This is a genomic window from Neptuniibacter pectenicola, from assembly GCF_001597735.1.
In the GTDB taxonomy this organism is placed as follows: domain Bacteria; phylum Pseudomonadota; class Gammaproteobacteria; order Pseudomonadales; family Balneatricaceae; genus Neptuniibacter; species Neptuniibacter pectenicola.
In genome coordinates this window covers 84,657-108,504 of the sequence record NZ_LUTS01000007.1, presented here as the reverse complement: position 1 = coordinate 108,504, position 23,848 = coordinate 84,657, and the positions used below count along the sequence as shown (strand labels likewise).

At 46.8% G+C, this 23,848-nt stretch carries 24 protein-coding genes; 8 read left to right on the top strand and 16 right to left on the bottom strand.

The annotated features are described in order from the left end of the window. Positions 1-274: 274 nt before the first annotated feature. The gene (locus A3773_RS10705; protein WP_067985839.1) at positions 275-559 is read right to left on the bottom strand and encodes a DUF4242 domain-containing protein; all 285 of its coding nucleotides are present in this window, start codon (positions 557-559) and stop codon (positions 275-277) included. A 137-nt stretch (positions 560-696) separates the two neighbouring features. Here A3773_RS10705 and A3773_RS10700 point away from each other — a divergent pair, with 137 nt between their 5' ends. Further along, positions 697-1,380: a winged helix-turn-helix transcriptional regulator gene (locus tag A3773_RS10700; RefSeq protein ID WP_067985837.1), complete on the top strand. Its 684-nt coding sequence runs from the start codon at positions 697-699 to the stop codon at positions 1,378-1,380. 105 nt (positions 1,381-1,485) lie between these two features. Here the strand turns inward: A3773_RS10700 and A3773_RS10695 are convergent, their stop codons facing one another. Both A3773_RS10695 and A3773_RS10690 read right to left on the bottom strand, forming a co-directional pair. Further along, positions 1,486-1,764, bottom strand: coding sequence for a hypothetical protein (locus A3773_RS10695; RefSeq protein ID WP_067986017.1), 279 nt, complete (start codon positions 1,762-1,764; stop codon positions 1,486-1,488). Between the two features lie 117 nt (positions 1,765-1,881). Continuing rightward, positions 1,882-2,355 (bottom strand): DUF3465 domain-containing protein, encoded by a 474-nt coding sequence (locus A3773_RS10690; RefSeq protein ID WP_067985835.1) that lies wholly within the window; start codon positions 2,353-2,355, stop codon positions 1,882-1,884. Positions 2,356-2,636: 281 nt separating this feature from the next. Here A3773_RS10690 and A3773_RS10685 point away from each other — a divergent pair, with 281 nt between their 5' ends. Next, positions 2,637-3,917, top strand: coding sequence for a DEAD/DEAH box helicase (locus tag A3773_RS10685; protein WP_067985833.1), 1,281 nt, complete (start codon positions 2,637-2,639; stop codon positions 3,915-3,917). 69 nt (positions 3,918-3,986) lie between these two features. Here A3773_RS10685 and rho read toward each other — a convergent pair whose 3' ends face one another. From rho to A3773_RS10665, 4 genes are all read right to left on the bottom strand, one after another. Continuing rightward, positions 3,987-4,940, bottom strand: a complete 954-nt coding sequence (gene rho, locus A3773_RS10680; protein WP_067985831.1) for a transcription termination factor Rho — start codon at positions 4,938-4,940, stop codon at positions 3,987-3,989. Positions 4,941-5,028: 88 nt separating this feature from the next. Next, a complete protein-coding gene (locus tag A3773_RS10675) occupies positions 5,029-5,730 on the bottom strand; it encodes a pseudouridine synthase (RefSeq protein WP_067985828.1) in 702 nt (233 codons plus the stop codon). Between the two features lie 32 nt (positions 5,731-5,762). Next, entirely contained in the window at positions 5,763-6,116 is a 354-nt protein-coding gene (locus tag A3773_RS10670) for a YkgJ family cysteine cluster protein (RefSeq protein ID WP_067985826.1), read from the bottom strand. A 102-nt stretch (positions 6,117-6,218) separates the two neighbouring features. Beyond that, positions 6,219-7,097, bottom strand: a complete 879-nt coding sequence (locus A3773_RS10665; protein WP_067985824.1) for a LysR family transcriptional regulator — start codon at positions 7,095-7,097, stop codon at positions 6,219-6,221. 95 nt (positions 7,098-7,192) lie between these two features. Between A3773_RS10665 and A3773_RS10660 the strand changes: the two genes are divergently transcribed. Further along, complete coding sequence (locus A3773_RS10660; RefSeq protein ID WP_067985823.1) at positions 7,193-7,693, top strand: lactoylglutathione lyase family protein; 501 nt, start codon at positions 7,193-7,195, stop codon at positions 7,691-7,693. Positions 7,694-7,766: 73 nt separating this feature from the next. Here A3773_RS10660 and A3773_RS10655 read toward each other — a convergent pair whose 3' ends face one another. From A3773_RS10655 to A3773_RS10640, 4 genes are all read right to left on the bottom strand, one after another. Continuing rightward, positions 7,767-8,102 carry a DUF4144 family protein gene (locus A3773_RS10655; RefSeq protein ID WP_067985821.1) on the bottom strand — a complete coding sequence of 112 codons (336 nt, stop codon included), beginning with the start codon at positions 8,100-8,102 and terminating at the stop codon, positions 7,767-7,769. A gap of 37 nt (positions 8,103-8,139) precedes the next feature. Continuing rightward, entirely contained in the window at positions 8,140-8,634 is a 495-nt protein-coding gene (locus A3773_RS10650; protein WP_067985819.1) for a hypothetical protein, read from the bottom strand. 47 nt (positions 8,635-8,681) lie between these two features. Then, positions 8,682-9,338, bottom strand: a complete 657-nt coding sequence (locus A3773_RS10645) for a Bax inhibitor-1 family protein (protein ID WP_067985817.1) — start codon at positions 9,336-9,338, stop codon at positions 8,682-8,684. Between the two features lie 130 nt (positions 9,339-9,468). Continuing rightward, a complete protein-coding gene (locus A3773_RS10640; protein ID WP_067985816.1) occupies positions 9,469-10,413 on the bottom strand; it encodes a 2-hydroxyacid dehydrogenase in 945 nt (314 codons plus the stop codon). Positions 10,414-10,726: 313 nt separating this feature from the next. Between A3773_RS10640 and A3773_RS10635 the strand changes: the two genes are divergently transcribed. The 5 genes from A3773_RS10635 to A3773_RS10615 all read left to right on the top strand — a co-directional run bounded on the left by A3773_RS10635 (position 10,727) and on the right by A3773_RS10615 (position 18,651). Continuing rightward, a complete protein-coding gene (locus tag A3773_RS10635) occupies positions 10,727-11,917 on the top strand; it encodes an efflux RND transporter periplasmic adaptor subunit (RefSeq protein WP_067985814.1) in 1,191 nt (396 codons plus the stop codon). 3 nt (positions 11,918-11,920) lie between these two features. Next, the gene (locus tag A3773_RS10630; RefSeq protein ID WP_067985811.1) at positions 11,921-15,082 is read left to right on the top strand and encodes an efflux RND transporter permease subunit; all 3,162 of its coding nucleotides are present in this window, start codon (positions 11,921-11,923) and stop codon (positions 15,080-15,082) included. Then, entirely contained in the window at positions 15,075-16,517 is a 1,443-nt protein-coding gene (locus A3773_RS10625; RefSeq protein ID WP_067985809.1) for an efflux transporter outer membrane subunit, read from the top strand. The genes A3773_RS10630 and A3773_RS10625 overlap by 8 nt, the downstream gene beginning before the upstream one ends. 140 nt (positions 16,518-16,657) lie before the next feature. Then, on the top strand, positions 16,658-17,344 hold the full coding sequence (locus A3773_RS10620; protein ID WP_067985806.1) for a response regulator transcription factor: 687 nt from the start codon (positions 16,658-16,660) through the stop codon (positions 17,342-17,344). Then, entirely contained in the window at positions 17,341-18,651 is a 1,311-nt protein-coding gene (locus tag A3773_RS10615; RefSeq protein WP_067985804.1) for a sensor histidine kinase, read from the top strand. The genes A3773_RS10620 and A3773_RS10615 overlap by 4 nt, the downstream gene beginning before the upstream one ends. Positions 18,652-19,331: 680 nt before the next feature. On the opposite strand, the gene katG is transcribed toward A3773_RS10615, so the two are convergent. The 5 genes from katG to A3773_RS10590 all read right to left on the bottom strand — a co-directional run bounded on the left by katG (position 19,332) and on the right by A3773_RS10590 (position 23,750). After that, complete coding sequence (katG, locus tag A3773_RS10610) at positions 19,332-21,488, bottom strand: catalase/peroxidase HPI (protein ID WP_067985802.1); 2,157 nt, start codon at positions 21,486-21,488, stop codon at positions 19,332-19,334. A 519-nt stretch (positions 21,489-22,007) separates the two neighbouring features. Next, positions 22,008-22,412, bottom strand: coding sequence for a hypothetical protein (locus A3773_RS10605; RefSeq protein ID WP_156473501.1), 405 nt, complete (start codon positions 22,410-22,412; stop codon positions 22,008-22,010). Between the two features lie 88 nt (positions 22,413-22,500). Next, positions 22,501-22,965 carry a hypothetical protein gene (locus tag A3773_RS10600; RefSeq protein ID WP_067985797.1) on the bottom strand — a complete coding sequence of 155 codons (465 nt, stop codon included), beginning with the start codon at positions 22,963-22,965 and terminating at the stop codon, positions 22,501-22,503. A gap of 228 nt (positions 22,966-23,193) precedes the next feature. Then, entirely contained in the window at positions 23,194-23,505 is a 312-nt protein-coding gene (locus A3773_RS10595) for a type II toxin-antitoxin system RelE/ParE family toxin (protein WP_067865644.1), read from the bottom strand. Beyond that, positions 23,493-23,750, bottom strand: coding sequence for a type II toxin-antitoxin system Phd/YefM family antitoxin (locus A3773_RS10590; RefSeq protein WP_067865658.1), 258 nt, complete (start codon positions 23,748-23,750; stop codon positions 23,493-23,495). The genes A3773_RS10595 and A3773_RS10590 overlap by 13 nt, the downstream gene beginning before the upstream one ends. Positions 23,751-23,848: the final 98 nt, after the last annotated feature.

Genomic DNA, 23,848 nt, shown 5'->3' with positions numbered 1-23,848 from the left:
GTCCTTTTCCAGCGGAAAATTTGATTCCGAATGCGCGTTATTAGACTACCGAGAGATGACAGAAATATGACAAAAAGCAACAATTTATTGCCGACAAGAGGGAGGCTGCTATTAAATAAGCGTTTAAAAATCTTAAACTTAGGAGGGCTTACTCAGACCTGACTTGTTGTTACGAGGAATAAGGTGAGAAGCGCATTCGAATGGGGTAAGCGCACAATAAGCAATGGGAGGGCAACAAAACCACAGCCTATCGTACGCTTAACAAAATACCCTGCTATTCGTCTGCTGTCGTAGGGTCTATCTGGCTTTTAATTTCTGAGATTGTATTGGCAGGAAATCCACTTCGCTCTGCATGTTCATGAATCAACGCCTCATCTGCACTGTTATAGATACAGAAGGTTTTATTCCCAACAACGTAACTATGCTCCCAACTGATATCTTTATCCTCGGACTGCATAGCCGACAGAACAGAATTTGATTTTTCAGCGGCGGCACTCAGCGCAGCATCATCAGCTGACCCAATATCAGGAATATCTCTCTCAATAATAAACTTAGGCATATATAAGGACTCCATATCATGTTTTTGTTGTTATCTAGTCCATTGATACTAAAATCAACTGTCCCTTAAAAAAGCTATGTAATCTGTAGCACTCAACTACAGATTCTGTAGTTAGGAAAATCTTATTGAGTAACTCTATGCATTATCTACAATTCTGCCCCCTTGCCAAAGCTTCAGAACTCTTATGCGAAAAATGGACCCTCTTAATTATTAGAGAGCTGTTGATGGGCGGGAAACGCTTTAACGATTTTCAACGGGGCATGGCTTCAATCTCCCCCACCATGTTGACCAAGCGCCTGAACGAATTAACCGAAAATGGCCTCATTGTGCGTAAAAAAATTCCTGGCCAGCGGGGATATGAATATTTTCTCTCGGAGTCAGGGAAGGAGCTCGCACCTATTATCCAACAAATAGGTGAATGGGGCATGCGCTGGACGCGCAGTCAACTACCCGATTCCGAACTGGATATAGAGTTATTAATGCTCTACCTAGAGCGCAGCATTAACCCAGAACACCTGCCGGGCGATAGTACGATCCTCTCATTTAACTTTACCGATCAAAACCAGATGGCTAAATGGTGGATTGTAGTCAGCAACGACGATGTCGACGTGTGTACAGTCGATCCAGGTAAGGAAGTTGATATCTGGTTTAATACTGATCTTCGCACGATGATCGAAATTTGGATGGGTTACACCACCTATAAAGCGGCGATTCGTGAACAAAAGTTACAAATTATCGGCCCCAGCGCCCTGACAAACAATATCAACAGTTGGCTGGATAATAGTGTGTTTGCAGAGATCCCTGCCGCGGATGAAATTTAGTCCTATCGTTTGTTAGCACGATGGTACGCATACACGCGGCGAGAAACCTATGACTCTCTGCTTAGGTTCGATAAAAGCGGAAAGTTAAAGACTAATGAGGCGGCGCTACCGGCTGCCCCATATTTTCGCCACTGCACGGTCACTGCCCAAAAAGCCGACGATCACACACACAACACCAATTAAGAAAAAGACCAATATAGGGATCAGGCCACCCAACTGTTCCGATGCGATAGCCGCAATGCCGGAGAATGTTGAAAGCACAAAAAATAGCAGGCCCATATACATAAGAATCTTACGGTGTGATGCTTTATAGCTATATTCACCCTCGCCAGACTCAAAAATATTTAAGATAGGTGCACAAAGTTTTCTTAACCTAGTTTTCATAACGCTCTCACGGAAAATACGAGGTAACAGTGTAATTTTATGCACCTTGCTTGTATACACAAGATAACTATTTACCACACACTGTACTTAGCAAGCCCAATAAGAAATGCCCCGCGATTATTGATAGATCGTGCCATTATGGACCAACCAACCCCCTTCGTGACGGCCCTTGGGATCATGATGGGTCCAATGCATAACGCCACCTTTTGCGTTCCACTCATATTCACCAAAAAACTTTACCTGATCACCCACACTTAACCCGTTAATACGCGGTGCTAAATCAATATTATGAGCCACTAATAAGGTTTGCCCTGTCGCCAACTCAAGAATGAATTTTTGATGACGACTACCTTTTAAATCATCCGCAAGCAGGGCAATAACCCGGCCTGAGCCACCTATCTGTAAGTTACTTTGCCTACGATCAAACGCATTTTTTAACGCTTTATCGCTTGACGTCAGCGTGCTACTTTTATCCGCAGATAAAAACGATGTGTTAAACGTGTCTTCTGCACGCTGCGTAATCTGAGGGTTATCCTGTAGGTAGGCATAAAACCCCAACCCGATTAAACAAAGTATGATTAGCTTCTTCATTCCTGACCTTGATATCAAAAATTATTTATTACGCCGTATAATCTAGCAAGGAGGTCGTTGCATCATCCCGATGCTGGAGTACCGTCCTATGGCAATCAGGGGCTATATTAACTGAACTTCATACTCTACATCTAGGGCCTGCCGCCCGCCGAGATCAACGCTTACCTTAAACACCCTTCAGCGTTTGTCTGATTAGAGTTTTTTACAATTAGAACAAAGAACGCCCAGGTTTTAGGCTATACTGCGCCCTACTCTCCCTATGACAACCTATCCGAGCCTTTATGCCATTTTCAACTCTTGGATTATGCAATCCTCTTTTACTCGCTATTAACGATCTGGGCTATACCGCGCCAACGCCCATTCAGAAACAAGCTATTCCCCTCATCTTGGCGGGAAAAGACCTGATTGCGACAGCCCAAACAGGCACAGGAAAAACCGCTGCCTTTGTTCTGCCTATCTTAGAAAGACTCAACAAAGAACGCACCCTACGGGGCAAACGTATACGTGTCCTAATCTTAACCCCTACACGGGAATTAGCCGTACAAGTGGCGGGCAATGTTGCCGAATACAGTAAACACCTTAATCTAAGCTCACTGGCCGTTTATGGTGGGGTTGATAGCGAACCGCAAAAGCAGCGTTTAATTGCAGGCGTTGATATTTTAGTCGCCACCCCCGGCCGATTATTGGATCTGACCCACCAGCGCGCATTACATTTTGATGAGCTAGAAGTCTTAGTGTTAGATGAAGCGGACCGGATGGTCGATATGGGCTTTGCCGATGATATTCATAAAATCATCGAACGCCTACCAACAGAGCGTCAAAATCTTTTATTTTCTGCGACGATGAGTGATGGTGTCCGCGCACTGGCTGATGATTTTTCTGATAGTAAAGTCAGCAAACCTGCGGTAGAGATCTCAGTTTCACCCAAAACAAAGACCGCAGCCACCATTAATCAATGGCTTATCACCGTTGATAAAGACACTAAATCCGCCCTATTGAGCCATTTAATTAAGGATCAACAATGGGATCAAGCGCTGATTTTTATTGAGAAAAAACACGGTGCAGCCAAGCTGGTTGATCAATTAGCTAAACGCGGCATTGTGGCTGAAGCGATTCATGGTGACAGAAGCCAAGCCATGCGTGAAAAAATCTTAGAGGATTTCAAATCGGGCAAACTAAAATATTTAGTGGCGACCGGCGTCGCAGCGCGTGGTATCGATATTGGTGAATTAAGCCGTGTGGTTAATTATGATCTGCCCTTCAAGCCAGAAGAGTATATCCACCGTATTGGCCGAACTGGCCGTGCTGGCGTCTCAGGTGAAGCCATATCCTTTGTCGCAATGGGTGATTTTAAAAACCTCTGTGCAATTGAAAGCCGTTTAGACCATATAATCGAACGCAAAGAGATTGAAGGCTTTCCAGTCAGAAAAGTAGTGCCCATATCAATCTTAAACTATGTGCGCAAAAGCAAGCCACCCGCCTCAAAACCTAGAGGAAAAACGGCCAAAAAAACCTCAGACACCCCGTCAGAGAATAGAAAAAATAAAGATATCTGGGGTTAAGCACCGCCCTAGTTAGACACAAAAAGAGCGCCTTACGCGCTCTTTTTTTACAATACTCACCGCTACATATTAAGACTCAAAGGCCTTAAGTAACGCCTCATTGGTGGGGTATTCCGTCAGCAGATCAACCAGCTTTCTTGCCCCATCAACCGGCTTCAGCGAAGTAAGTGAGCGACGTAACGCTCGCACTTTAGCAAGATCTTTCGCATCTAATAAGAGCTCTTCACGACGGGTACTACTTTTAGCAATATCCAAGGCTGGGAAAATTCGATAATTTGCCGCGTCCCGTGATAAAACAATTTCCATATTACCGGTGCCTTTAAACTCCTCAAAGATCACCTGATCCATCCGGCTTCCGGTATCTACCAGTATTGTCGCAAGTATCGTAAGAGATCCGCCGTTCTCAATTTTTCGGGCGGCACCAAACAGTTTTCGAGGAATCTCTAATGCCCTTGCATCAACCCCGCCTGACATCGTCCGGCCACTGCTCCGCTGCTCCGCATTATGAACCCGCGACAACCGAGTCAGTGAGTCAATCACAATCATCACATCACGCCCTTCACCCGCTTCTTTTCGAGCCTTAGCAAGAAGTTCATTAGCGACACGGACATGCTGCGCATAACTCTCATCCGAGGATGAGGCGTGAACCTCAGCCGTTACACTGCGTTTAAAATCAGTAACCTCTTCTGGTCGCTCATCAATCAACAACGCATACAGTTTAATCTCAGGATAGGCGGTGCCCACCGCTTGGCAGATATGCTTTAACGTTGTTGTTTTGCCGGATCCCGGTGGTGCAACAATTAACCCCCGTTGACCCATGCCTATCGGCGTAATCAAATCCATTGCACGCATAGAGAACTGCTGAGAACCTGAGGATAAACGAATACATGGCGTCGGGTGAATCGCTACACCGTTCAAAAAACGTTTTTCAGGATCATTCTCAAACTGATCATCAACCGCCGCACCCTCAGGCTGGCCCTCTTTAGGTTTTTTCACCTTTAAACTTAATGTTTTTCTCGTCATGGTATCGCTTTATAACTCTGGACAATTAAGTGTGTTGGTCTACTTCCAAGGGTAAACCCTCATGTAAAGTAAACAACAAAAAATGGGATTATTCGCTAAAGGACTGCACTTCATCATGGGTCAAGTAACGCCACTGCCCCACCTCTACATCGAGACGAATCCTACCTATCTGCTCTCGATGGAGTGAATGTACGCGATTACCGACCGCTGCAAACATACGTTTGACTTGATGGTATCGACCTTCAGTTATCGTTAAAAGCGCCTCTTTCGGCGCAATAATATCTAATCGTGCTGGCAGGGTTGGTTGTTGCTCCCCTTGTAAATCTATGCCCCGTTCAAATGTAGATACGAGTGTAGGTACGACGTCAGCGGAGATCTCTTTAGCTAAGTGTACACGATAAACTTTACAACACCCGTTAGCGGGCCGCGTAATATTAAATGACCAACGGCCATCGTCCGTAATCAAGACTAAACCCGTCGTATCCGCATCTAAACGCCCGGCTATATGTAACTCAGACGCGTTATCGATATCAAGGCAATTAAACAGAGAGGGGTAGGCTTCATCGATATTTGAGCAGATAGTCCCTGCCGGTTTATGCATGAGGATATAGCGAAAAGCACGCGCCTTTAGCCTAACACCTTGCAACACTATCCGGTTATTTTCATGGACCTGAGTTGCTGCCTCAGTGATCACTCTATCGTTCACGCACACGGCACCTGACTGGATTTGCTGAATCGCTTCGTCTTTTGTCAGTTCTGTACTTTTACAAACAAACTTATCAAGGCGCATGGCCAACAACCATAGAGAGATAAAATATAGACTTACACTAATACTTGCCGCGTGTTAGCGATGTAGTGATGTACCTGACGCTCGATAGCCGGATCAACCATCTCTTTTGGTGCGCAACCATTAGGGCATGCCATGCGCGGTGTCGTTCCAAACAGGCGACAGATCAGGGGGCGTTCCCCATAAACGGTACAACCATTAGGGCCAAGGTGCACACAATTAAACTCATTTAACGCAGCCTCATGCTCTGCGTCCGATTTCACAGGTAGGCGTAACATCTCTTCCGATGACGTTGTAACAGGGCCACAACAATCGTGGCAACCGGGCTTACACTCAAACGTAGGAATCTGATCACGCAGGCGCGCAATAATCTCACCGTTACTTTTCATACCCGTCTACCTTTCATCCCATCTGCCCCATAATACTGCGTCCCCTGACCCACACTCCCCTGAGCGTTTAATACCCTAACAGGATACCACACCCCACTAACCTCAGCGGCCCTGAAGACAGGTTTCTATCTCAGATATCACGGTATTTACACAGTTAGGCGCAAACTTACGTAGATGCGTTCCCATATAGAGGGTTTCACTCACAGGGTGCATTAACGGGTGTACGTTTACCTTTTCAGCCCCAGCGAATGCAGCCACCGCATAACGGGGTAACACCGTAAATCCTAACCCCATACTGACCGGTTCTAAGATCATATTAATCTGATTGGAAAAGCCCGACCGCTTAAATTGGCTACTATGTTGAAACTCAGGAAAATTAACACTCAATAACTGACCTGCATGATAAGCGCCATCGGGATGATCAACAAAACCGAGTGCCATTAATTGCGCCCAGCTAGGCTCAGCAACAGCCGCAGGCGTCACAAGTAAAAGCGCTTCATCCGCTATAGGGGTCAGTTTAACCTCCCCTAGCGTCGATACGCAGGTCATCAGGCCTAGATCCACTTTATGTTCAGCGATTAGCCGTTCAATTTCATGGTTAGGTGCAAAGCGATATTCAATGATCAACCTAGGGTAACGTGCTTGTAACTGCAAAAGGTGGGGATAAAGTTTAAGGCCAACACTCCCGGGCGACGCAACCTTAACGACACCTTCATGGCTGGGGTCCCGCCCTATCTGTTTTTCTAAATTAGCAAACGATAGCAGTAACGCCTGTCCCTCTTTATATAAACGTTCCCCTGCACCAGTAAGCGTAAATCCTTTGCCCTGTCTCATCAGTAATGGCGTAGCTAAATACTCTTCAAGCTTACGCACATGCTGGCTCACCCCTGACTGAGTCATATTAAGGATATCAGCCGTTCGTGTGAAATGCCCCACCTCAACGAGGGTGCAGAAACTACGCAGCCAAACAGGATTAATCATTAAATTAAATACTCATTAGCATAAAAAATGATAATTATACTTAATGATTTTAGCTTTGTATCCTATTGATAACCTCAATTACAGAGCAGACAATCATGAGCACTACATACCCACGGAGTTTCTCACATATCGGCATATCAGTGCCTGACCTAGACGCCGCCGTTAAATTTTATACCGATGTTATGGGCTGGTATTTAATCATGGCACCCACCGAGGTGGTCGAAGACAGTAGCCCTATTGGTGAAATGTGCACCGATGTCTTTGGCCCCCATTGGGATAAATTTAGGATTGCCCACCTATCAACTGGCGACCGTATTGGTGTGGAGCTTTTTGAATTTAAAGGGCAAGTAAATCCAGAGGATAATTTCGAATATTGGAAAACAGGCATCTTCCATTTTTGCGTACAAGACCCCAACGTAGAAGAGCTGGCCGACAAGATTGTTGCCGCAGGTGGAAAAAAGCGTATGCCAAAACCGCGCTACTATTACCCGGGTAGAAAACCCTACCGCATGATCTACATGGAAGATCCCTTTGGCAATATTTTAGAAATTTACAGCCATAGCTATGAACTCATCTACAGCGAAGGTGCTTATTAAGCCCAGATGAGACGCATCTCTATTGATATATAGATAAAACAGTAAAAGCGTGATGGACGATAAGTAACACGGGTTAGCTTTCGTCCGTCAACCCAACCCCGGTTAGGCCATCCGCTATAGAGTCGATAGAAAACTTAGCCACGCAACACTGCCCCATAAAAGCCAAGTGTGCTTTCACCATCTCAGTTACCGCCGCTTTATCGACATAACCTCCGGTAAACTGAGGCACACATCGATTATCGTTTTTTATATCTAAGCGATAAACGGCACCCGTCGTATCAATCAGCAGGTCCCCCTCAACATAAGCCGCTAAATACAGATCGGTATCCGATCCCCACTCAGTAGCACTGGGAACAAACCTGAGTTCGCTTTCACCTTCATATTTAATTACCGCAGGCCAAGCAATCACTCGGAACCCTCATCATAAAACAACCGTTAAACGGGGATCAGGGAGCAGCATAAAGCTGAGCCAACCCTGTTTCGACACCTGCAGTAAATCCATCCACCAACTGCGCCCCTTTTCCATTTCTCACGTACCCATCGAGCACATAGATTTCAACCGATAAACTAAGCCGGTTGTCACCATCTAACTGGTTAAACAGAACCTCATCCACCCTAACCCGAACATAGGTTTTTGTGGGAGGGCCTTGTTCCGCCTGTAGGGCTAAGCAAGTAAACCCTTTACCCCGTTTTCTCACATCAAGCACATCATTAAAGCAGCGCGTGTAGGTGATAGCAAAGTGATGCTCAACCAAAAACGCATGAATAAGCCCAAGTGCCAGAACGTAGTTTCTCTCTTCGGCTATAAACTGTTTCTGATAGATCAGCTGAAGGGCCTTAGGAGGTTCACCGTTAGGCCCCACCTCTTGATCCTCATATGAAGACGCGTCGAAACACCCCACTAAACAAAGTAAAAACAAAAAAAGGGGTGCTCTACACATCGACCTATTCCCTAACGATTAACGCCGCGTCCATCGTCTACGCGCGCTTATTTTCTACCCAAAATTCGGAGTATGCGTAAAAACAGGTTAATAATATCCATATACAACGCAGCAGCACTGTCTACCGCATTATCATAGGTTTTAGGGATAGCATTCGCCCGTGCCCAGTCATAGCCAATGTAACCACAAAAAATAATGGCAACGATCCAATCTAAAATACCGTGGTGGGTATTAAAGATGAACACCTCAATTAACTCGACCACGATGACACATAGCAATGCGATGGACAGGCCCCCTATTATTTTCTGAAAAAAGGCCGGGTACATCGAACCTAAAAGCATCATAACAAACGTCACCATACCGGTAACTCTGATCGCTTCTAATACAATAGATGGGTCATATTGGCTCACAACCATATTAATAATGAGCCCAAAGGGCACCACAACAAAGTTATAGCCAACAAAGCTAACCATAGGGCAATCCGACTTTTTAAAAAGATAAATACCAAAAAAGCAGGACGCAAAATAACCAATAAAGAAAAAGAACGGATTGACGCTGCTTATAAGCTCGACAGGTACGTTGAGCACCATCCACCAGTTAATCGCAAAGCCCCAGATCAAGGTTAAACCAATCACCAAATTGTACATGGACGCGCTGATTAACTGATCACTTGTTTCCGTTCTATCAAATACACCTACATCCATTATAATTCCCTCTATTTAATTTCCATTATAGGCTCACCGTTAAGGTGGCTTAACCAAAACAGCAACACAAGCCTCTCATCTTTTTTTGTTCAAGACTCAGCCCATACCGCGTACGCTATCGCTTTATTTTTTAATAACCCTGTGAGCGAATGACAGCCTCAGGGATCTCACCGCTCTCAAAGTATTTTATAACATTACGCGCAACAATTTTTGAAGCTGTTTGAATATGCGTAGGCGCAGAGATATGGGGGAGCACCGTTACATTAGGCGCCGTCCATAAAGCGCTTTCGCTAGGTAAAGGCTCAGTGTTAAACACATCTAACACCGCATGGCTTATCTGACCTGTTGCTAAGTGAGATAGCAGCGCACCTTCATCGATAATTTGACCACGGGCAAAATTAATAAGGGATGCACCGCGAGGTAAAAGGCCTAAGCGCTTATCATCTAATAAATGGCGTGTTTCTGCCGTTAAAGGTAACAAACAGATCAATATATCGCTCTGTGCTAATAGGTCATTAAACCCCTCTTCACCACTTAAACAAGTGACGCCCTCAATTTCAGTTAACCGCCGACTCCAACCGCTAACATTAAACCCATTTAAAACTAACCGTTCCGCCGACTTTCTGCCTAATTGACCTAAGCCTAAGATCCCTACCTTGCGGTCGCTTAGCGCCACTAGATCATGCTGTATCCACTCTTTTCTTCGCTGCTGACACAGGTAGCGCGGCATATCACGATGTAAATAAAACGTCCATGCCGTTACAGCCTCAGCCATGGTAGAAGCCAGATTAGGATCGATCATCCGCACGATCTCAAACTGGGCATGAGGTAACTCAGCAACAAGCCGCTCGACCCCGGCCCATACACTCTGCACCCAACGCAGGTTAGGCAGATCAGCCAACGCTTGGGGATCAGGGTTAGCAACAATAGCCACCTCTATTGTCGGGCGCTGTTCCGCTGTAATCTCTTCATAGCGGATAAGCTGAGCCTCCGCTAATAACGGGCTTATTTTAGCTAACCACGCCGCTTTCTCTCTATTTGAAATAGTGCCAACAAATGCGATGTTTTTCTGCATAAAGATACCCTGCTAATAGACAGGCCAAAGCACTGTGAATCATGACCTAACGTAAACATAACGAACCTCGCCATTGTGCCCGATAGGGTTTCTATCCGAAAGGTTTCTGTTTTTTAGGGTCGATTGAGGCTGACATTGACATTTTTCGCTCTGTCGCTTGATCACAGCAAGGTACTTAACCCTGCTTTAACCTTGACCTTGTTATCTTGGGTGTTAGTAGACGTTTATCCGTATTCATCTAAGTATATATAGCCTGAATACGCTGCTGTCTTAAGCCTCGTCTTTTACTTACTTATTTAAGGAGCGTTTCACCATGAAATTTTCACGCGGCATCGGAGGGCTAGTGCTTATAACGGCTTTACTTAGTGGCTGCCAACAAGACAGCGCACCCACGAGAAGCACGTCAGTTCCTGCCGTCTCCTATATTAACGTGACCGCGACAACACATAAGATAGATACCAAAATGCAGGCGCGTGTTGTGGCATCCCAGATGGCAGAAGTCCGCCCTCAAGTCAGCGGTATTATTCAACAACGCCAATTCAAAGAGGGCAGCCTAGTCGAACAAGGGCAGTTGCTTTATCAGATCGACCCAGCCACCTTCCAATCTGCGTATAACGAAGCCAAAGCTAATTTAAACAGTGCCAAAGCGACGCTTCAAACGGCAAAGTTAAAAGACCAACGCTATGCCAAACTCATCAAACTCCAAGGGATCTCTCAACAGGATGCCGATGATGCCCATGCGACTTATTTAGAAGCCAAAGCCAATATTGAGAAGTATCAGGCAGCCTTAGAAACCGCCGCAATTAATCTTGAATACACCCAAGTTAAAGCCGCTATTTCTGGACATATCGGTATCTCTAGCGTTACTAAAGGGGCTTTAGTCACAGCGCAACAAGCCTCCGCACTAGCCACAATCCGCACCTTAGATCCTATCTATGTGGATATGACCAAAAGCAGTACTGAGCTATTAAAACTGCGCCAACTCATGCGTAAAGACGAGCTTAAACAAGGCAACGCGTCAGTCACACTTACCTTGGAAGATGGCAGTGAATACGACCATCAAGGCCAGCTTAAAATGCAGGAAGTATCGGTTGATGCATCAACGGGGACCGTCACCTTACGGGCAGAGTTTCCTAACCCTGATGGGTTATTGCTACCCGGTATGTTTGTACGCGCCCAAGTAAATGAAGCGATCGATGAAAACGCCATTTTGGTGCCCCAGCAAGGCATCTACCACAATGCCGATGGTACAGCGTATGCCTACGTTATTAGCGATGACAACCACGTAGAAAAACGCACTGTCGAGACCGTTAATGCTGTCGATAACCGGTGGCTGATCGCTAGCGGTTTATCCGTCAACGATAAACTCTTAGTTGAAGGCTCAGGCAAAGTCCGTCCCGGTAGCGAGGTCAAACCGGTGCGCGTGGAAATGAATGGCAATGGGGCCGTAGTAACAGTGGCACAACCTGCGACTGATGCTTCAGCCACCCAAGGGGGAGTGTAAGTTATGTTAGCCCGCTTCTTTATCGACCGACCCGTTTTTGCGTGGGTTATTTCAATTGTGATTATGCTGACCGGTATCGCCTCGATTATGTCGTTACCTATCGCACAATACCCCAGCGTTGCTCCGCCTGTTATCAGCGTAAAAACCTCCTATACCGGTGCTGATGCAGAGACCGTTGAAAACAGCGTTACACAAATCTTAGAACAACAGCTCACTGGGCTTGATGGGTTATTGTACTTCTCATCGTCGAGTACCTCCGATGGGTCCGCAACCGTGAGTATCACCTTTGAAGAAGGGACGGACCCCGATTACGCTCAAGTACAAGTACAAAACAAAGTGCAGCAGGTTAACTCACGCTTCCCTGAATCTGTACAGTCTCAAGGGGTCACCGTTACTAAGTCCAACTCCGACTTCTTACTGGTAACCGCCGTCTATGACGCCACAGATCAAGCATCCGCCTTTGATATCTCAGACTATATCGCCTCCAATATGGAAGACTCATTAGCCCGTATCCAAGGTGTCGGTGATGTTCGAGTCTTTGGTGCACAGTATGCTATGCGTATCTGGTTAGACCCGACCAAGCTCGCGGCCTACGAGCTTATGCCGTCTGATATTACCAGCGCGTTAGCTGCACAAAATGTGCAAGTCCCCGCAGGTAAGATCGGTGCCACCCCCGCGCTGCCTTATCAAGAGCTCAATGCCACCGTTACGGCACAGTCGATGATGTCCACACCGGAACAGTTTCGCAATATCATCATTAAATACGATGCGTCCGGTGCTAATGTGCGCTTGAGTGATGTGGCCCGTGTTGAAATTGGCAGTGAAAGTTACGATGCGATTCCCCGCTTAAACGGCCACCCCGCTTCAGGGATTGCGGTGATGTTATCGCCGGGTGCCAACGCACTCGATACCGCTACACGGGTTAAAGATAAAGTCGCTGAGCTTGAAGCAAGTCTACCTGACGGTTACAAAGTCACCTTCCCTCGGGACAGTACTGATTTCATTAAAATATCTATCAGTGAAGTGGTACAAACCCTCGCCGAAGCGATCGTCTTGGTTGTACTGGTTATGTGGCTGTTTTTGCAAAATTGGCGGGCCACGCTGATTCCTGCAATCGCGGTACCGGTCGTATTATTAGGCACCTTTGGCGTGCTATCCGCCTTCGGTTTTTCTATCAATACCCTCACTATGTTTGGTATTGTTTTATCCATTGGTCTGCTGGTTGATGATGCGATCGTAGTGGTAGAGAACGTCGAGCGTTTAATGCGCGAGAAAAACCTGTCACCGCGGGATGCCACCATAGAATCGATGTCAGAGATCAGTAGTGCGCTTGTCGGTATTGCGGTCGTCTTATCGGCGGTCTTTTTACCTATGGCCTTTTTTGGCGGCTCGACCGGTGTTATCTATAAGCAGTTCTCCATCGCCATTGTCTCCTCCATGACCTTGTCGGTTATTGTGGCCCTAACACTCAGCCCAACCTTATGTGCCAGTCTGCTGACAAAAACAGAACACAACAATCACAGCAAAGGCTTTTTCGCTGGTTTTAACCGTGTGTTTGATCGCATGACCGCCTCTTATACCGGTCACGTACAAAGCATCATTAGCCGTAAGGTACGCTGGGTTTTAGTGTATGGCGTGATTGTGGTGATACTCGGCTTACTGATTGTCCGCCTACCCACCAGCTTTCTACCACAGGAAGACCAAGGCAGCACCATGTTCCAAATTAGCCTACCGGCGGGCGCATCGATCAAACGTACCCGTGCAGTCGCCGAACAGGTTGAAGAGTACCTAGCGGAACAGGAAACCGATACGGTGATTCGTGCCTTCTCTATTTCTGGCTTTAACTTCTCAGGTAGCGGCCAAAATGCCGGTATGGGGTTTGTCTCACTAAAACCCTGGGATGAGCGCGTGCGAGAGGATCAAAGCGCTGATGCACTCATTCAGCGAATGAATAAAAACCTATCCTCCATTCGAGATGCCAATATTTTTGCCATGTCACAACCGGTGATACGCGGACTCGGCCAAAGCGATGGTTTTACCTTCGAGCTACAAGCGGCCGCTGGTACCAGCCGTGATGAGTTAACCGCATTAAAAGATGCACTCCTCATTAAAGCACGCCAGAGCAGCTTACTCACCGCCATCCGCGAAGGCGCATTAAGTGAGACACCACAACTTAAAATTGATATAGACAACGGCAAAGCAACCGCCTTAGGTTTGTCATTATCCGATGTAGCCAACACCCTCACCTCCGCGTGGGCGGGCACCTATGTAAACGACTTTATTGATGGCGGACGCGTTAAAAAAGTCTATGTTGAGAGTGATGCTGAGTATCGCTCAAAACCTGAAGACCTTAATGAATGGCATGTGCGTGGCAAAAACGCCGACGGCAAAACCACCATGACCCCCTTCTCGGCATTCAGCACTGCCTCCTGGTCCAACGCCCCTCAAAGCCTGTCACGCTTTAATGGTATCTCCTCCTATGAGATACAAGGCGCACCGGCCAGTGGCGTTAGCTCAGGTCAAGCGATGGCAGAAATGGAGCGCCTAACCCAAGAGGTGGGACAAGGTAAATTAAGCTATGCATGGAGTGGTTTATCCTACCAAGAGAAACTCTCCAGCGGGCAATCTACCATGCTATATGCGATCTCTATTTTAGTGGTTTTCCTTGCCTTAGCCGCGTTGTATGAAAGCTGGTCTGTGCCGCTATCCGTTATTCTTGTCATTCCATTAGGTGTGGTAGGTGCCGCATTAGCTACTACCCTGCGTGGACTAGAAAACGATATTTACTTCCAAGTTGCACTCTTAACAACCATCGGCTTGGCATCAAAGAACGCCATTCTTATAGTGGAGTTTGCGGAAGCCTCCTATCAACGCGGCACCTCGTTAATCGATGCTGCGGTGCAAGCGGCTAAACTCCGTTTACGCCCTATTATTATGACGTCATTAGCCTTTATCTTCGGCACCCTGCCTTTAGCGCTATCATCTGGCGCAGGGGCAAATAGCCGTATCTCGATTGGTACAGGGATTGTCGGCGGCACATTAACCGCCACGATTTTGGGGATCTTTTTTGTACCTCTGTTCTTTGTGTTAATTCGTAGTCTCTTCCCTAAAAGACGTCCGGTGTACGCCGACGACAGTAACCAAGGGGACAATACCCATGCCTAAGGTAACAATGAACACAGTGCGCAACGTTAAGTTACTCCCGATAGCTGGCGCACTCATTCTGCTTGCGGGTTGTAGCTCATTAGCGCCGGACTATACCCGCAGCGAGCTCCCTGTCCCCGCGACGTGGCAAAACCAGCCCGATGCAGACAGCCAAGGTTTATCAAACCAACAGGCGATGCAGGTGCCCTTTAAACACTTTATTAAGGATACCCGCTTAACCCAAGTAATCGACTTGGCCCTTAGCAACAACAGAAGCTTACGCCAGACCTTAGCCGACGTGGAGGCCGCCCGCGCGAGTTACCGTATTCAACGGGCCGATCTGGTTCCTCAACTGGATATTGGGCTAAGCGGTAACCGCAGCAAAGCCTCTGGTAGCATTAACTCAACCTATGAGGCCGACGTCGGTTTAAGTGGCTATGAGATTGACCTATTTGGTAAAAACCGGAGCCTCAGCGAAGCCCAAATGGAAGCCTATTTAGCCAGCGCTGAAACCGCCAAAGCCGCGAAGATCGCCCTTATTAGTGAGATCGCTAACGCATGGCTCACCTTAGCAGCGGACCAAAGCGCTCTACAGCTGGCAACAGAAACCGAGAGTAATGCCCAGCAAACCTTAGCGATTACCCAAAAGCGGTTGAGCTTAGGTGTCGACTCACAAATCGATCTAGCCAACGCCGAAACGGTTTATCACAGTGCGCGCTCAGATAGTGCCCTGTATACCACACAGGTAGCACAGGATCTTAACGCGTTGCACTTATTAGTCGGCCAACCCTTTGATGAAAACCTGTTGCCCGACGCCCTGCCTGACAGCGAAAACTTAGTAACCGATGTGCCTGCGGGACTCTCCTCGTCAGTACTACTCCAACGCCCTGATGTGTTGGCCGCTGAACATAACTTAAAATCAGCCAACGCTAATATCGGGGCTGCCCGTGCGGCCTTTTTCCCTTCCCTATCATTAACCACAACAGGCGGTGTCGCCAGCTCAGTGTTAGCTGATATTTTTAGTGGCGGTGCCAGCACTATCTGGACCTTAGCGCCCAGCCTAACCCTGCCCATTTTTGATAGCGGCGCAAACGATGCAAGTCTAGCGTACAGCGAAGCCCAACAACGTAAACAGCTTGCAGCATACGAGTATGCCATTCAAACTGCATTCTCTGAGGTCGCTGACGCATTAGCACGCAGAGCGACAATACAGGCACAACTCAACGCGGAAGAAGCCTTAGTAAACGCCGCAAGTCGAAGCTATTCGCTCTCCCTTGCCCGGTATCAAAATGGTGTGGATAGCTTCCAAAATACCTTAGAGGCTCAACGCACTATGTACAGTGCAAAGCAGTCGCTCATTAGCACACGGCAGACCGATCTAACCAATCGTATTACACTCTACCGTGTCTTAGGGGGTGGGTTAGCTCCTAGCGACTCGGAAAACGATCAAGGTTAGCCCATAGCCGATGCGGTTAAGTGTATATTTTAAAGGGGGTATAAATAGGTGAAAACGGCCATACTATCCGTTGAACTCGCCCCCTATACAGCGCGTGATCGCGATACGGCAGCGAGAAAAGATAAAGGAATAGTTTCTGCATGACACATGTACTACTGGTTGAAGATGATATTGATCTTGCCACCACCATTGTTGATTATCTCGAACTTGAGTCCATTGATTGCGACCACGCCAGTAATGGACTAATGGGGCTAAATTTAATAGAGCGTAATCATTATCAAATGATAATACTCGATATTAATATGCCTAAAATGGACGGGTTAACCTTGTGTAGCACCCTACGCGAAAGGGGCATGGATATTCCTGTACTCATGCTAACGGCGCGTGACAGCCTTGAGAATAAACTGCAAGGATTTGAAGCCGGCAGTGATGACTACCTAATAAAGCCCTTTGCCATAAAAGAGCTCGTGGCACGGGTGCACGTACTGTCAAAACGTCGTAGCGGCGAAGTAAAGCGGTTAATGTTAGGTGATTTGAGCCTCGACTTAACTCAACACAGTGCCCAGTTAAAACAACACAAGCTAAAACTATCCCCTATCGCATTTAAATTATTAGAAGTCTTAGTACGTGCCAGCCCACAAGCGGTCAGTCGCCAACAGATTATGCAAGCGGTATGGGGCGATGAACAGCCAGACAGTAATAGTCTAAAAGTACATATCCACCATCTACGCAAACAGCTTGATGCAGAGATGAGCAACATTACATTAGAGACCATTTCAGGTGTTGGCTTTGCCATTAAAGAGAAAAATGAAGGAGCCTTATCGTGAAAATCCGGCCAAGTCTCAAACTGTATTTTTTCATCAGTGTCGTCCTACTTGGCTCGGTCATGGCGATTGGTTTCTCTTTATTAAGCGTTAATTACTTTATTAATGGGCTCGATAAAGGCTTAAACAGCGTGATGATTGATATCGCGAAAACAACCGAAGTGGAAGATGGACACCCCGTCAATGTCATCGGTTTTCATGTTGCTAAGCGCTGGCAAGATACCCCCGCTGTTATTCAACAACGCTTCGAGTCACCACCACAAGACGCCAATCAACTTCAAAAAAGAAAAGACCAGTCGTCGGTCTTTTCTATTCCTGAAAACCTTTTCTTTGTGGTATTAGCCTATACCGATGAGGGCGAAAAACGGTTCGTCTCAAAAAATATACTCGAAAACAACGGACTTGAGCACCCCGGCGCTCAAGTCCCTAAAAAAAACCGTCTCTATTGGGCTCTTTTTACCGCCCTTGCCGCCATTATTATCTTTTCATTTGTCTTAGTCATGATTATGCAAAAAATCGCTAAGCCTATCGAATCCTTAAAAAACTGGGCCAAATCACTTAACCAAGACAGCGTTCAACATTCACCGCCGGACTTCAGTTATAACGAACTCAATGTGCTCGCCTCATTAGTCCAGAGCAGTCTCATCTCGGCCCACCAAAGCTTAGAACGCGAGCAACGTTTTTTGAGTTACGCCAGTCACGAGTTGCGCACCCCCATCTCTGTTATTCGAAGCAATGTGGACCTACTCACACGACTCAGTGAAAAGTCGCCCCTCAGTGACAAACAACAGCTCACGTTACAGCGTATACAACGAGCAGGCTTAACCATGAGCGACTTAACCGAAACATTGCTTTGGCTGAGCCGTGACGATGAGCACGATATGGCACCCGAACCCGTCAACCTCCATGCAAAAATTAATCTTTTGTGTGACGAGCTCGATTATCTGCTTAATGACAAAAGCGTTGAGGTGCAGATCGAAGGCGAGCCCTGCAGGGTCAATGTAAGAGCAACCGCCTGCCATATTGTGTTAAGCAACCTGATTCGTAATGCTTACCAACATACCAGCTATGGTGAAGTAAAGATCAAGCAGGTTGGCAGCCGTACCACCATTATTAACAGCAACCATAATAATGATACGACATCCTCAATAGATGACGCCTCAAACAAGAAAGTAGCAACAGGGTATGGTTTAGGCTTACAGCTGAGTGAAAAAATCATTAAGCGCCACGGCTGGTTTTATGAAATCACCGATGAACAAGGACGCTACCAAGTCACCGTCGACTTTGGTGATAATAAAGGCGTGAGCTAATATTTAGAACGCTTTGTAGGGAGCTAACCTTTGGCCGAAGCCGGTAGAATCGCACGCTGCCCCTTTCGCTCACGGGGTGAGCTCCTACAAAAAAGCGATCCTTGTAGGCGGCCAACCTTTGGCCGAAGCCGGTAGAATCGCACCCTGCCCTTTTCGCTCACGGGGTGAGCTCCTACAAAAAAGCGATCCTTTGTAGGCGGCCAACCTTTGGCCGAAACCGGTAGAATCGCACGATGCCCCTTTCGCTCACGGGGTGGGCTCCTACAGAAGAACGATATTAAAGCGTCCTTATAAGAGGCCAACCTTTGGCCGAAGCCGGTAGAACCCCACGCTGCCCCTTTCGCTCACGGGGCGGGCGCCTACAGAAGAACGATATACAGGCACCCTTGTAGGAGGCCAACCTTTGGCCGAAGCCGGTAGAATCGCACGCTGTCCCTTTCGCTCACAGGGTGGGCTCCTACAGAAGACCGATATTAAGAGGTCTTTGTAGGGAGCTAACTTTTGGCCGAAACCGGTAGAACCCCACGCTGTCCCTTTCGCTCACGGGGCGGGCGCCTACAAAAGAACGATAGGCAGGCACCCTTGTAGGAGGCCAACCTTTGGCCGAAGCGGTGTTTCGACTGAGATAAAGTAGATCCCACACTGCAATGTTAACGCAGGTGGGATTTATAGGGCGGGTATTAAGCTATATCAAAACGATCAGCGTTCATCACTTTGACCCATGCGGCTACAAAGTCCTGCACAAACTTCTCTTTGTTGTCATCTTGGGCATAGACTTCGGCGTATGAGCGTAGAATTGAGTTAGAACCAAAGACTAAATCAACGCTTGTGGCTGTCCATTTCACTTGATTCGTCTGACGGTCACGAATTTCATACAGGTTCTGGCCACTAGGCTTCCAGCTGTAATTCATATCCGTAAGGTTGACGAAATAGTCATTGGTTAGTGCCCCTTCTTGCTCAGTAAACACACCATGTTGAGTGCCACCATAGTTGGTGCCTAACATACGCATACCGCCGACAAGTACCGTCATCTCTGGCGCGGTTAAGCCCATCAGTTGGGTACGGTCTAGCAATAACTCTTCGGGGCTAACCGCGTAATTCCGTTTTGACCAGTTCCGGTAGCCGTCATGTACAGGCTCAAGTACATCAAACGAATCCACGTCAGTCATCTCATCGGTGGCATCACCGCGTCCGGGGGTAAACGGTACATTCACCTCAAAACCTGCCGCTTTTGCGGCCTGCTCAACACCCACATTACCCGCCAGAACAATCACGTCAGCAACGCTGGCACCGGTTTCGTTTGCGATATCCTCAACCACAGCCAACACCTTGGCTAAACGTTCAGGTTCGTTCCCCTCCCAGTCCTTTTGCGGCGCAAGGCGAATACGTGCGCCGTTGGCACCACCACGCTTGTCCGAGCCACGGAAGGTACGTGCACTGTCCCATGCGGTAGCGACCATCTCACTCACGCTCAAGCCACTGGCAGCGATTCTATCTTTTACGGTTTGGACTGCGTAATCAGTATTTCCTGCGGGTACAGGGTCTTGCCAGATAAGGTCTTCCGCTGGCACATCGGGACCGATATAGCGGGCTTTGGGGCCTAAATCACGATGGGTTAATTTAAACCATGCACGGGCAAAGACTTCAGAAAAATAAGCCTGATCCTGTTGAAATTTCTCGGATATCTTCCGGTATTCAGGGTCCATTTTCATCGCCATGTCGGCGTCGGTCATAATCGGATTGTAGCGGGCTGATAAGTCTTCAACATCGACAGGCTTATCATCTTCGTTGATATTGATAGGCTCCCACTGCCATGCACCGGCTGGGCTCTTTTTCAGCTCCCATTCGTAGTTAAGTAGCAGTTTAAAATAACCGTTGTCCCACTGGGTTGGGTGTGTGGTCCATGCCCCTTCTATACCGCTGGTCACCATGTCACGGCCAATACCGCGCTTGGTTTTATTTAACCAACCAAAGCCTTGGTCTTCGAGCCCCGCCCCTTCAGGTTCTGGCCCCAACAACTCGGCATCACCATTACCGTGACATTTACCGACGGTATGGCCCCCTGCGGTCAGCGCAACGGTTTCTTCATCGTTCATCGCCATACGTTCAAAGGTAACGCGGATATCATGGGCGGTTTTAAGCGGATCGGGATTGCCATCCACCCCTTCAGGGTTAACATAAATAAGCCCCATCATCACTGCGGCTAAGGGGTTATCAAGATCTCGTTCACCGGAGTAACGGCTACCTTCACTGCCACTTGGCGCAAGCCACTCTTTTTCTGCACCCCAATAAGTATCTTTTTCTGGGTGCCAAATATCTTCACGACCAAAGGCAAAACCAAAGGTTTTTAACCCCATTGATTCATACGCAATCGTGCCCGCATAGGCAATCAAATCAGCCCAACTAAGCTTGTTACCATATTTCTTTTTGATCGGCCAAAGGAGACGACGGGCCTTATCTAAATTGGCATTGTCTGGCCATGAGTTAATCGGGGCAAAACGCTGATTACCCGTACCGGCCCCACCGCGCCCATCCGCAATACGATAGGTACCTGCCGCATGCCAAGACATACGGATCATTAGTCCACCATAATGCCCCCAATCGGCGGGCCACCACGCTTGGCTGTCGGTCATTAGGGCATGCATATCTTTTTTAAGCGCCTCAACATCAAGCTGTTTTACCGCGTCCTGATAGTTAAACGCTTCGCCCATCGGGTTAGTCTTGCTGTCGTGCTGATGCAAAATATCGAGGTTTAGGGCCTTAGGCCACCACTCCATTGCCGTCATACTGCTCTCTGTAGCACCACCGTGCATCACAGGGCATTTATTATTAGACATGACTCTTCTCCGGTTTATCGCGTAATAAGTAAGTTTTTAGCGGTATTTCATTAAACGCTACTGACACAACACTATTAACCACTTCAGGCTTTATATGAAAATGTATCTCCCTATTCGCTCCATAGGTTTTCACTATCAAGCTTTATAGGTAACTACTTAGACAAGCGCTAATTGATATATTGCTAATATGTATAGCACACAGAAAGGGAATAGGACGGAAAGGTTTGGGGATATGATTTTTTATTGCGGGGAGTCACAACCGGGTTTTACTTTTGTTATTTTAAGAGAACCTAAGGGTTAGGCCTTGCATTGTGCGCATTACCTCTGGAAGTTAAGCGACATAACGCACCTAAAAATTCGATTCTTAGCGGTCTGACATAATTCACGCGTCTTGTGAAAGCCTATTAAAAACAACAATAAATCAACTTAAAAATATGGGCTTAATTAGGTATTAGTCACCAATATGCACGATGCAAGACCTGACCCCGTTGTGAATTCAGCGACAATGATCCACTACAGCTATTTGTTAAACGTCCCATTCTTCAACTTCCCTATTAATCCATATCCAGTAAACAAGACGCCCAACACAAAAGTAATACCTACAAAAGCAAAAAATCGATCATCACCATCAGCTTGAGTAACTATTGGTTCACCTCTGCGGAATGATAGCTCACCAGACATCAGGGATAGTCCAGCTATGCACATTAATAAAACCCCTCCCGAGATGCTATTAACGTATTCGCTAAGGCGTTTTTCCTCTCGTTTTGTTTCTATGAATTTTTCTCTCTCTTTTCCTTCATATTTTTTGGATTCGGTAAGTACTTCGTCATGTTCGGCTTTCGTTGCCTGAGATATCCAAAAGGGAGCAGCAAGAAAGACTCCAATAAAGCCAAGTGGTATAAGCAGCATTAGAAAGAATTCCACAAACACTCCTTGTGACGTTTAATACCACCAACAGAAGCCGCCGGAACAAAGGAAGCGGCTAGTAAGCGGTCCTTTCTAATTGACCTTGTTAAGTGATTTGTGCCTCTATATCTTTTAGCTGCACTTCCCACCACAACAAAGCATCCCTAATAACATCTCTACAGTCTTCACCGGTAAACTCTCCGTCACTTAGAGGACAAAACAGCTCATTTCTTAATTCACCGGTGTGATCGCCACGACGAATGATGACAGAACCATTCATAGACATAAATCCAACTTCATACTCTTTGAGAAGCACATTTCGTTCTTTGTCTATAAATTCCCAGAATATCTTGTTTTCGCGTTTATTGGCTTGCCAAGAACTCCATGCTTTTGTAATGGCGGTCTTTCTGTCTTGATTCTCTGCGCCATCAACTTTGTCCAAGACGTGCCCAACGGCCCAGAGAAGAGCAATGGCTGATATCCAAAGGAGTTTAAATCGTTGAGGGTCCGTTTCTACGTCTAGCAGGTCACATGCAGCCCAACAATCTTTAAGAACTTCACGTGCTTTCATGGATTCATCCTTGAGTTTATAACAGCTTAAAGGGCTCTGACCCCTTTCATTTTCACGCCTTGGGAAAATCTATCAAAAACAACAATAAATCAACTTAAAAATATGGGCCTAGTTAGGTATTAAGTCACCAATATGCAAGACCCGACCCCGTTGTGTGCTTTATTGCCGCTCGTCGCTACCGGCTTTTACTTTTGTTATTTTAACAAGTGAAGTTCAGTTGAACGCTAGTTAGTTTTCATTTTCGCCAGATAGTAAAAACTTTCGTAAATCTCGCTCTTGCCTTAACACGTGAAGAATATAAACTAAATCCTTATCAACTTTGTAGAAAACGCGGCAAGGGTTTACGACTAATTCTCGATAATTTAAAGTCGAAATCTCTTCAGGGATTCGGCCTGAGTCAGGAAATTGTTCGAGCCTTTCCACCTTATTGAAAACTTTTTCTACTAATTGCCTCGCAGCGAACGGATGACTCACTGCAATATACTCAGCTATATGGTTTAGATCATCTAGTGCCGGCTCAGTCCAAATTATTTGAGCCATTTACTCATCTTCTCTTTGGCTTGTGACATATCCACTGTTCGACCTTCACGGATAGCCTGCTCGCCTTTCGCGATACCTTCTAGGATTTTCATCCGTTCTACCATTAACTCGTAATCAGCTACGTCAAGCAAATAGGCTGATGGCTGACCATGCTCAGTTATAAGAATAGGTTCTTTTGACTCATGCAGATCAGCGAGCAGCTTTGTTGCTTGCCGCTTTAACGTCGTGACAACTTCAGTTCTCATAGTAACACCTTAAATTAAAATGTATCACTATAGTATCACTCCGTTTCAAAGAAAACTAACGCCCGCAGCAAGCGCGCCGCTTTTTGGCGTCGCTTTGC

Bases quoted from the DNA above. Each gene is read 5' to 3' on its own strand.
- A3773_RS10645 (WP_067985817.1), bottom strand. From the start codon at position 9,338: ATGGATGTAGGTGTATTTGATAGAACGGAAACAAGTGATCAGTTAATC.
- A3773_RS10600 (WP_067985797.1), bottom strand. From the start codon at position 22,965: ATGAAAGCACGTGAAGTTCTTAAAGATTGTTGGGCTGCATGTGACCTG.
- A3773_RS10625 (WP_067985809.1), top strand. From the start codon at position 15,075: ATGCCTAAGGTAACAATGAACACAGTGCGCAACGTTAAGTTACTCCCG.
- A3773_RS10695 (WP_067986017.1), bottom strand. From the start codon at position 1,764: ATGAAAACTAGGTTAAGAAAACTTTGTGCACCTATCTTAAATATTTTT.
- A3773_RS10660 (WP_067985823.1), top strand. From the start codon at position 7,193: ATGAGCACTACATACCCACGGAGTTTCTCACATATCGGCATATCAGTG.
- A3773_RS10640 (WP_067985816.1), bottom strand. From the start codon at position 10,413: ATGCAGAAAAACATCGCATTTGTTGGCACTATTTCAAATAGAGAGAAA.
- A3773_RS10595 (WP_067865644.1), bottom strand. From the start codon at position 23,505: ATGGCTCAAATAATTTGGACTGAGCCGGCACTAGATGATCTAAACCAT.
- A3773_RS10620 (WP_067985806.1), top strand. From the start codon at position 16,658: ATGACACATGTACTACTGGTTGAAGATGATATTGATCTTGCCACCACC.
- A3773_RS10635 (WP_067985814.1), top strand. From the start codon at position 10,727: ATGAAATTTTCACGCGGCATCGGAGGGCTAGTGCTTATAACGGCTTTA.
- A3773_RS10650 (WP_067985819.1), bottom strand. From the start codon at position 8,634: ATGTGTAGAGCACCCCTTTTTTTGTTTTTACTTTGTTTAGTGGGGTGT.
- A3773_RS10630 (WP_067985811.1), top strand. From the start codon at position 11,921: ATGTTAGCCCGCTTCTTTATCGACCGACCCGTTTTTGCGTGGGTTATT.
- A3773_RS10690 (WP_067985835.1), bottom strand. From the start codon at position 2,355: ATGAAGAAGCTAATCATACTTTGTTTAATCGGGTTGGGGTTTTATGCC.
- A3773_RS10670 (WP_067985826.1), bottom strand. From the start codon at position 6,116: ATGAAAAGTAACGGTGAGATTATTGCGCGCCTGCGTGATCAGATTCCT.
- A3773_RS10675 (WP_067985828.1), bottom strand. From the start codon at position 5,730: ATGCGCCTTGATAAGTTTGTTTGTAAAAGTACAGAACTGACAAAAGAC.
- rho (WP_067985831.1), bottom strand. From the start codon at position 4,940: ATGACGAGAAAAACATTAAGTTTAAAGGTGAAAAAACCTAAAGAGGGC.
- A3773_RS10665 (WP_067985824.1), bottom strand. From the start codon at position 7,097: ATGATTAATCCTGTTTGGCTGCGTAGTTTCTGCACCCTCGTTGAGGTG.
- katG (WP_067985802.1), bottom strand. From the start codon at position 21,488: ATGTCTAATAATAAATGCCCTGTGATGCACGGTGGTGCTACAGAGAGC.
- A3773_RS10590 (WP_067865658.1), bottom strand. From the start codon at position 23,750: ATGAGAACTGAAGTTGTCACGACGTTAAAGCGGCAAGCAACAAAGCTG.
- A3773_RS10700 (WP_067985837.1), top strand. From the start codon at position 697: ATGCATTATCTACAATTCTGCCCCCTTGCCAAAGCTTCAGAACTCTTA.
- A3773_RS10685 (WP_067985833.1), top strand. From the start codon at position 2,637: ATGCCATTTTCAACTCTTGGATTATGCAATCCTCTTTTACTCGCTATT.
- A3773_RS10705 (WP_067985839.1), bottom strand. From the start codon at position 559: ATGCCTAAGTTTATTATTGAGAGAGATATTCCTGATATTGGGTCAGCT.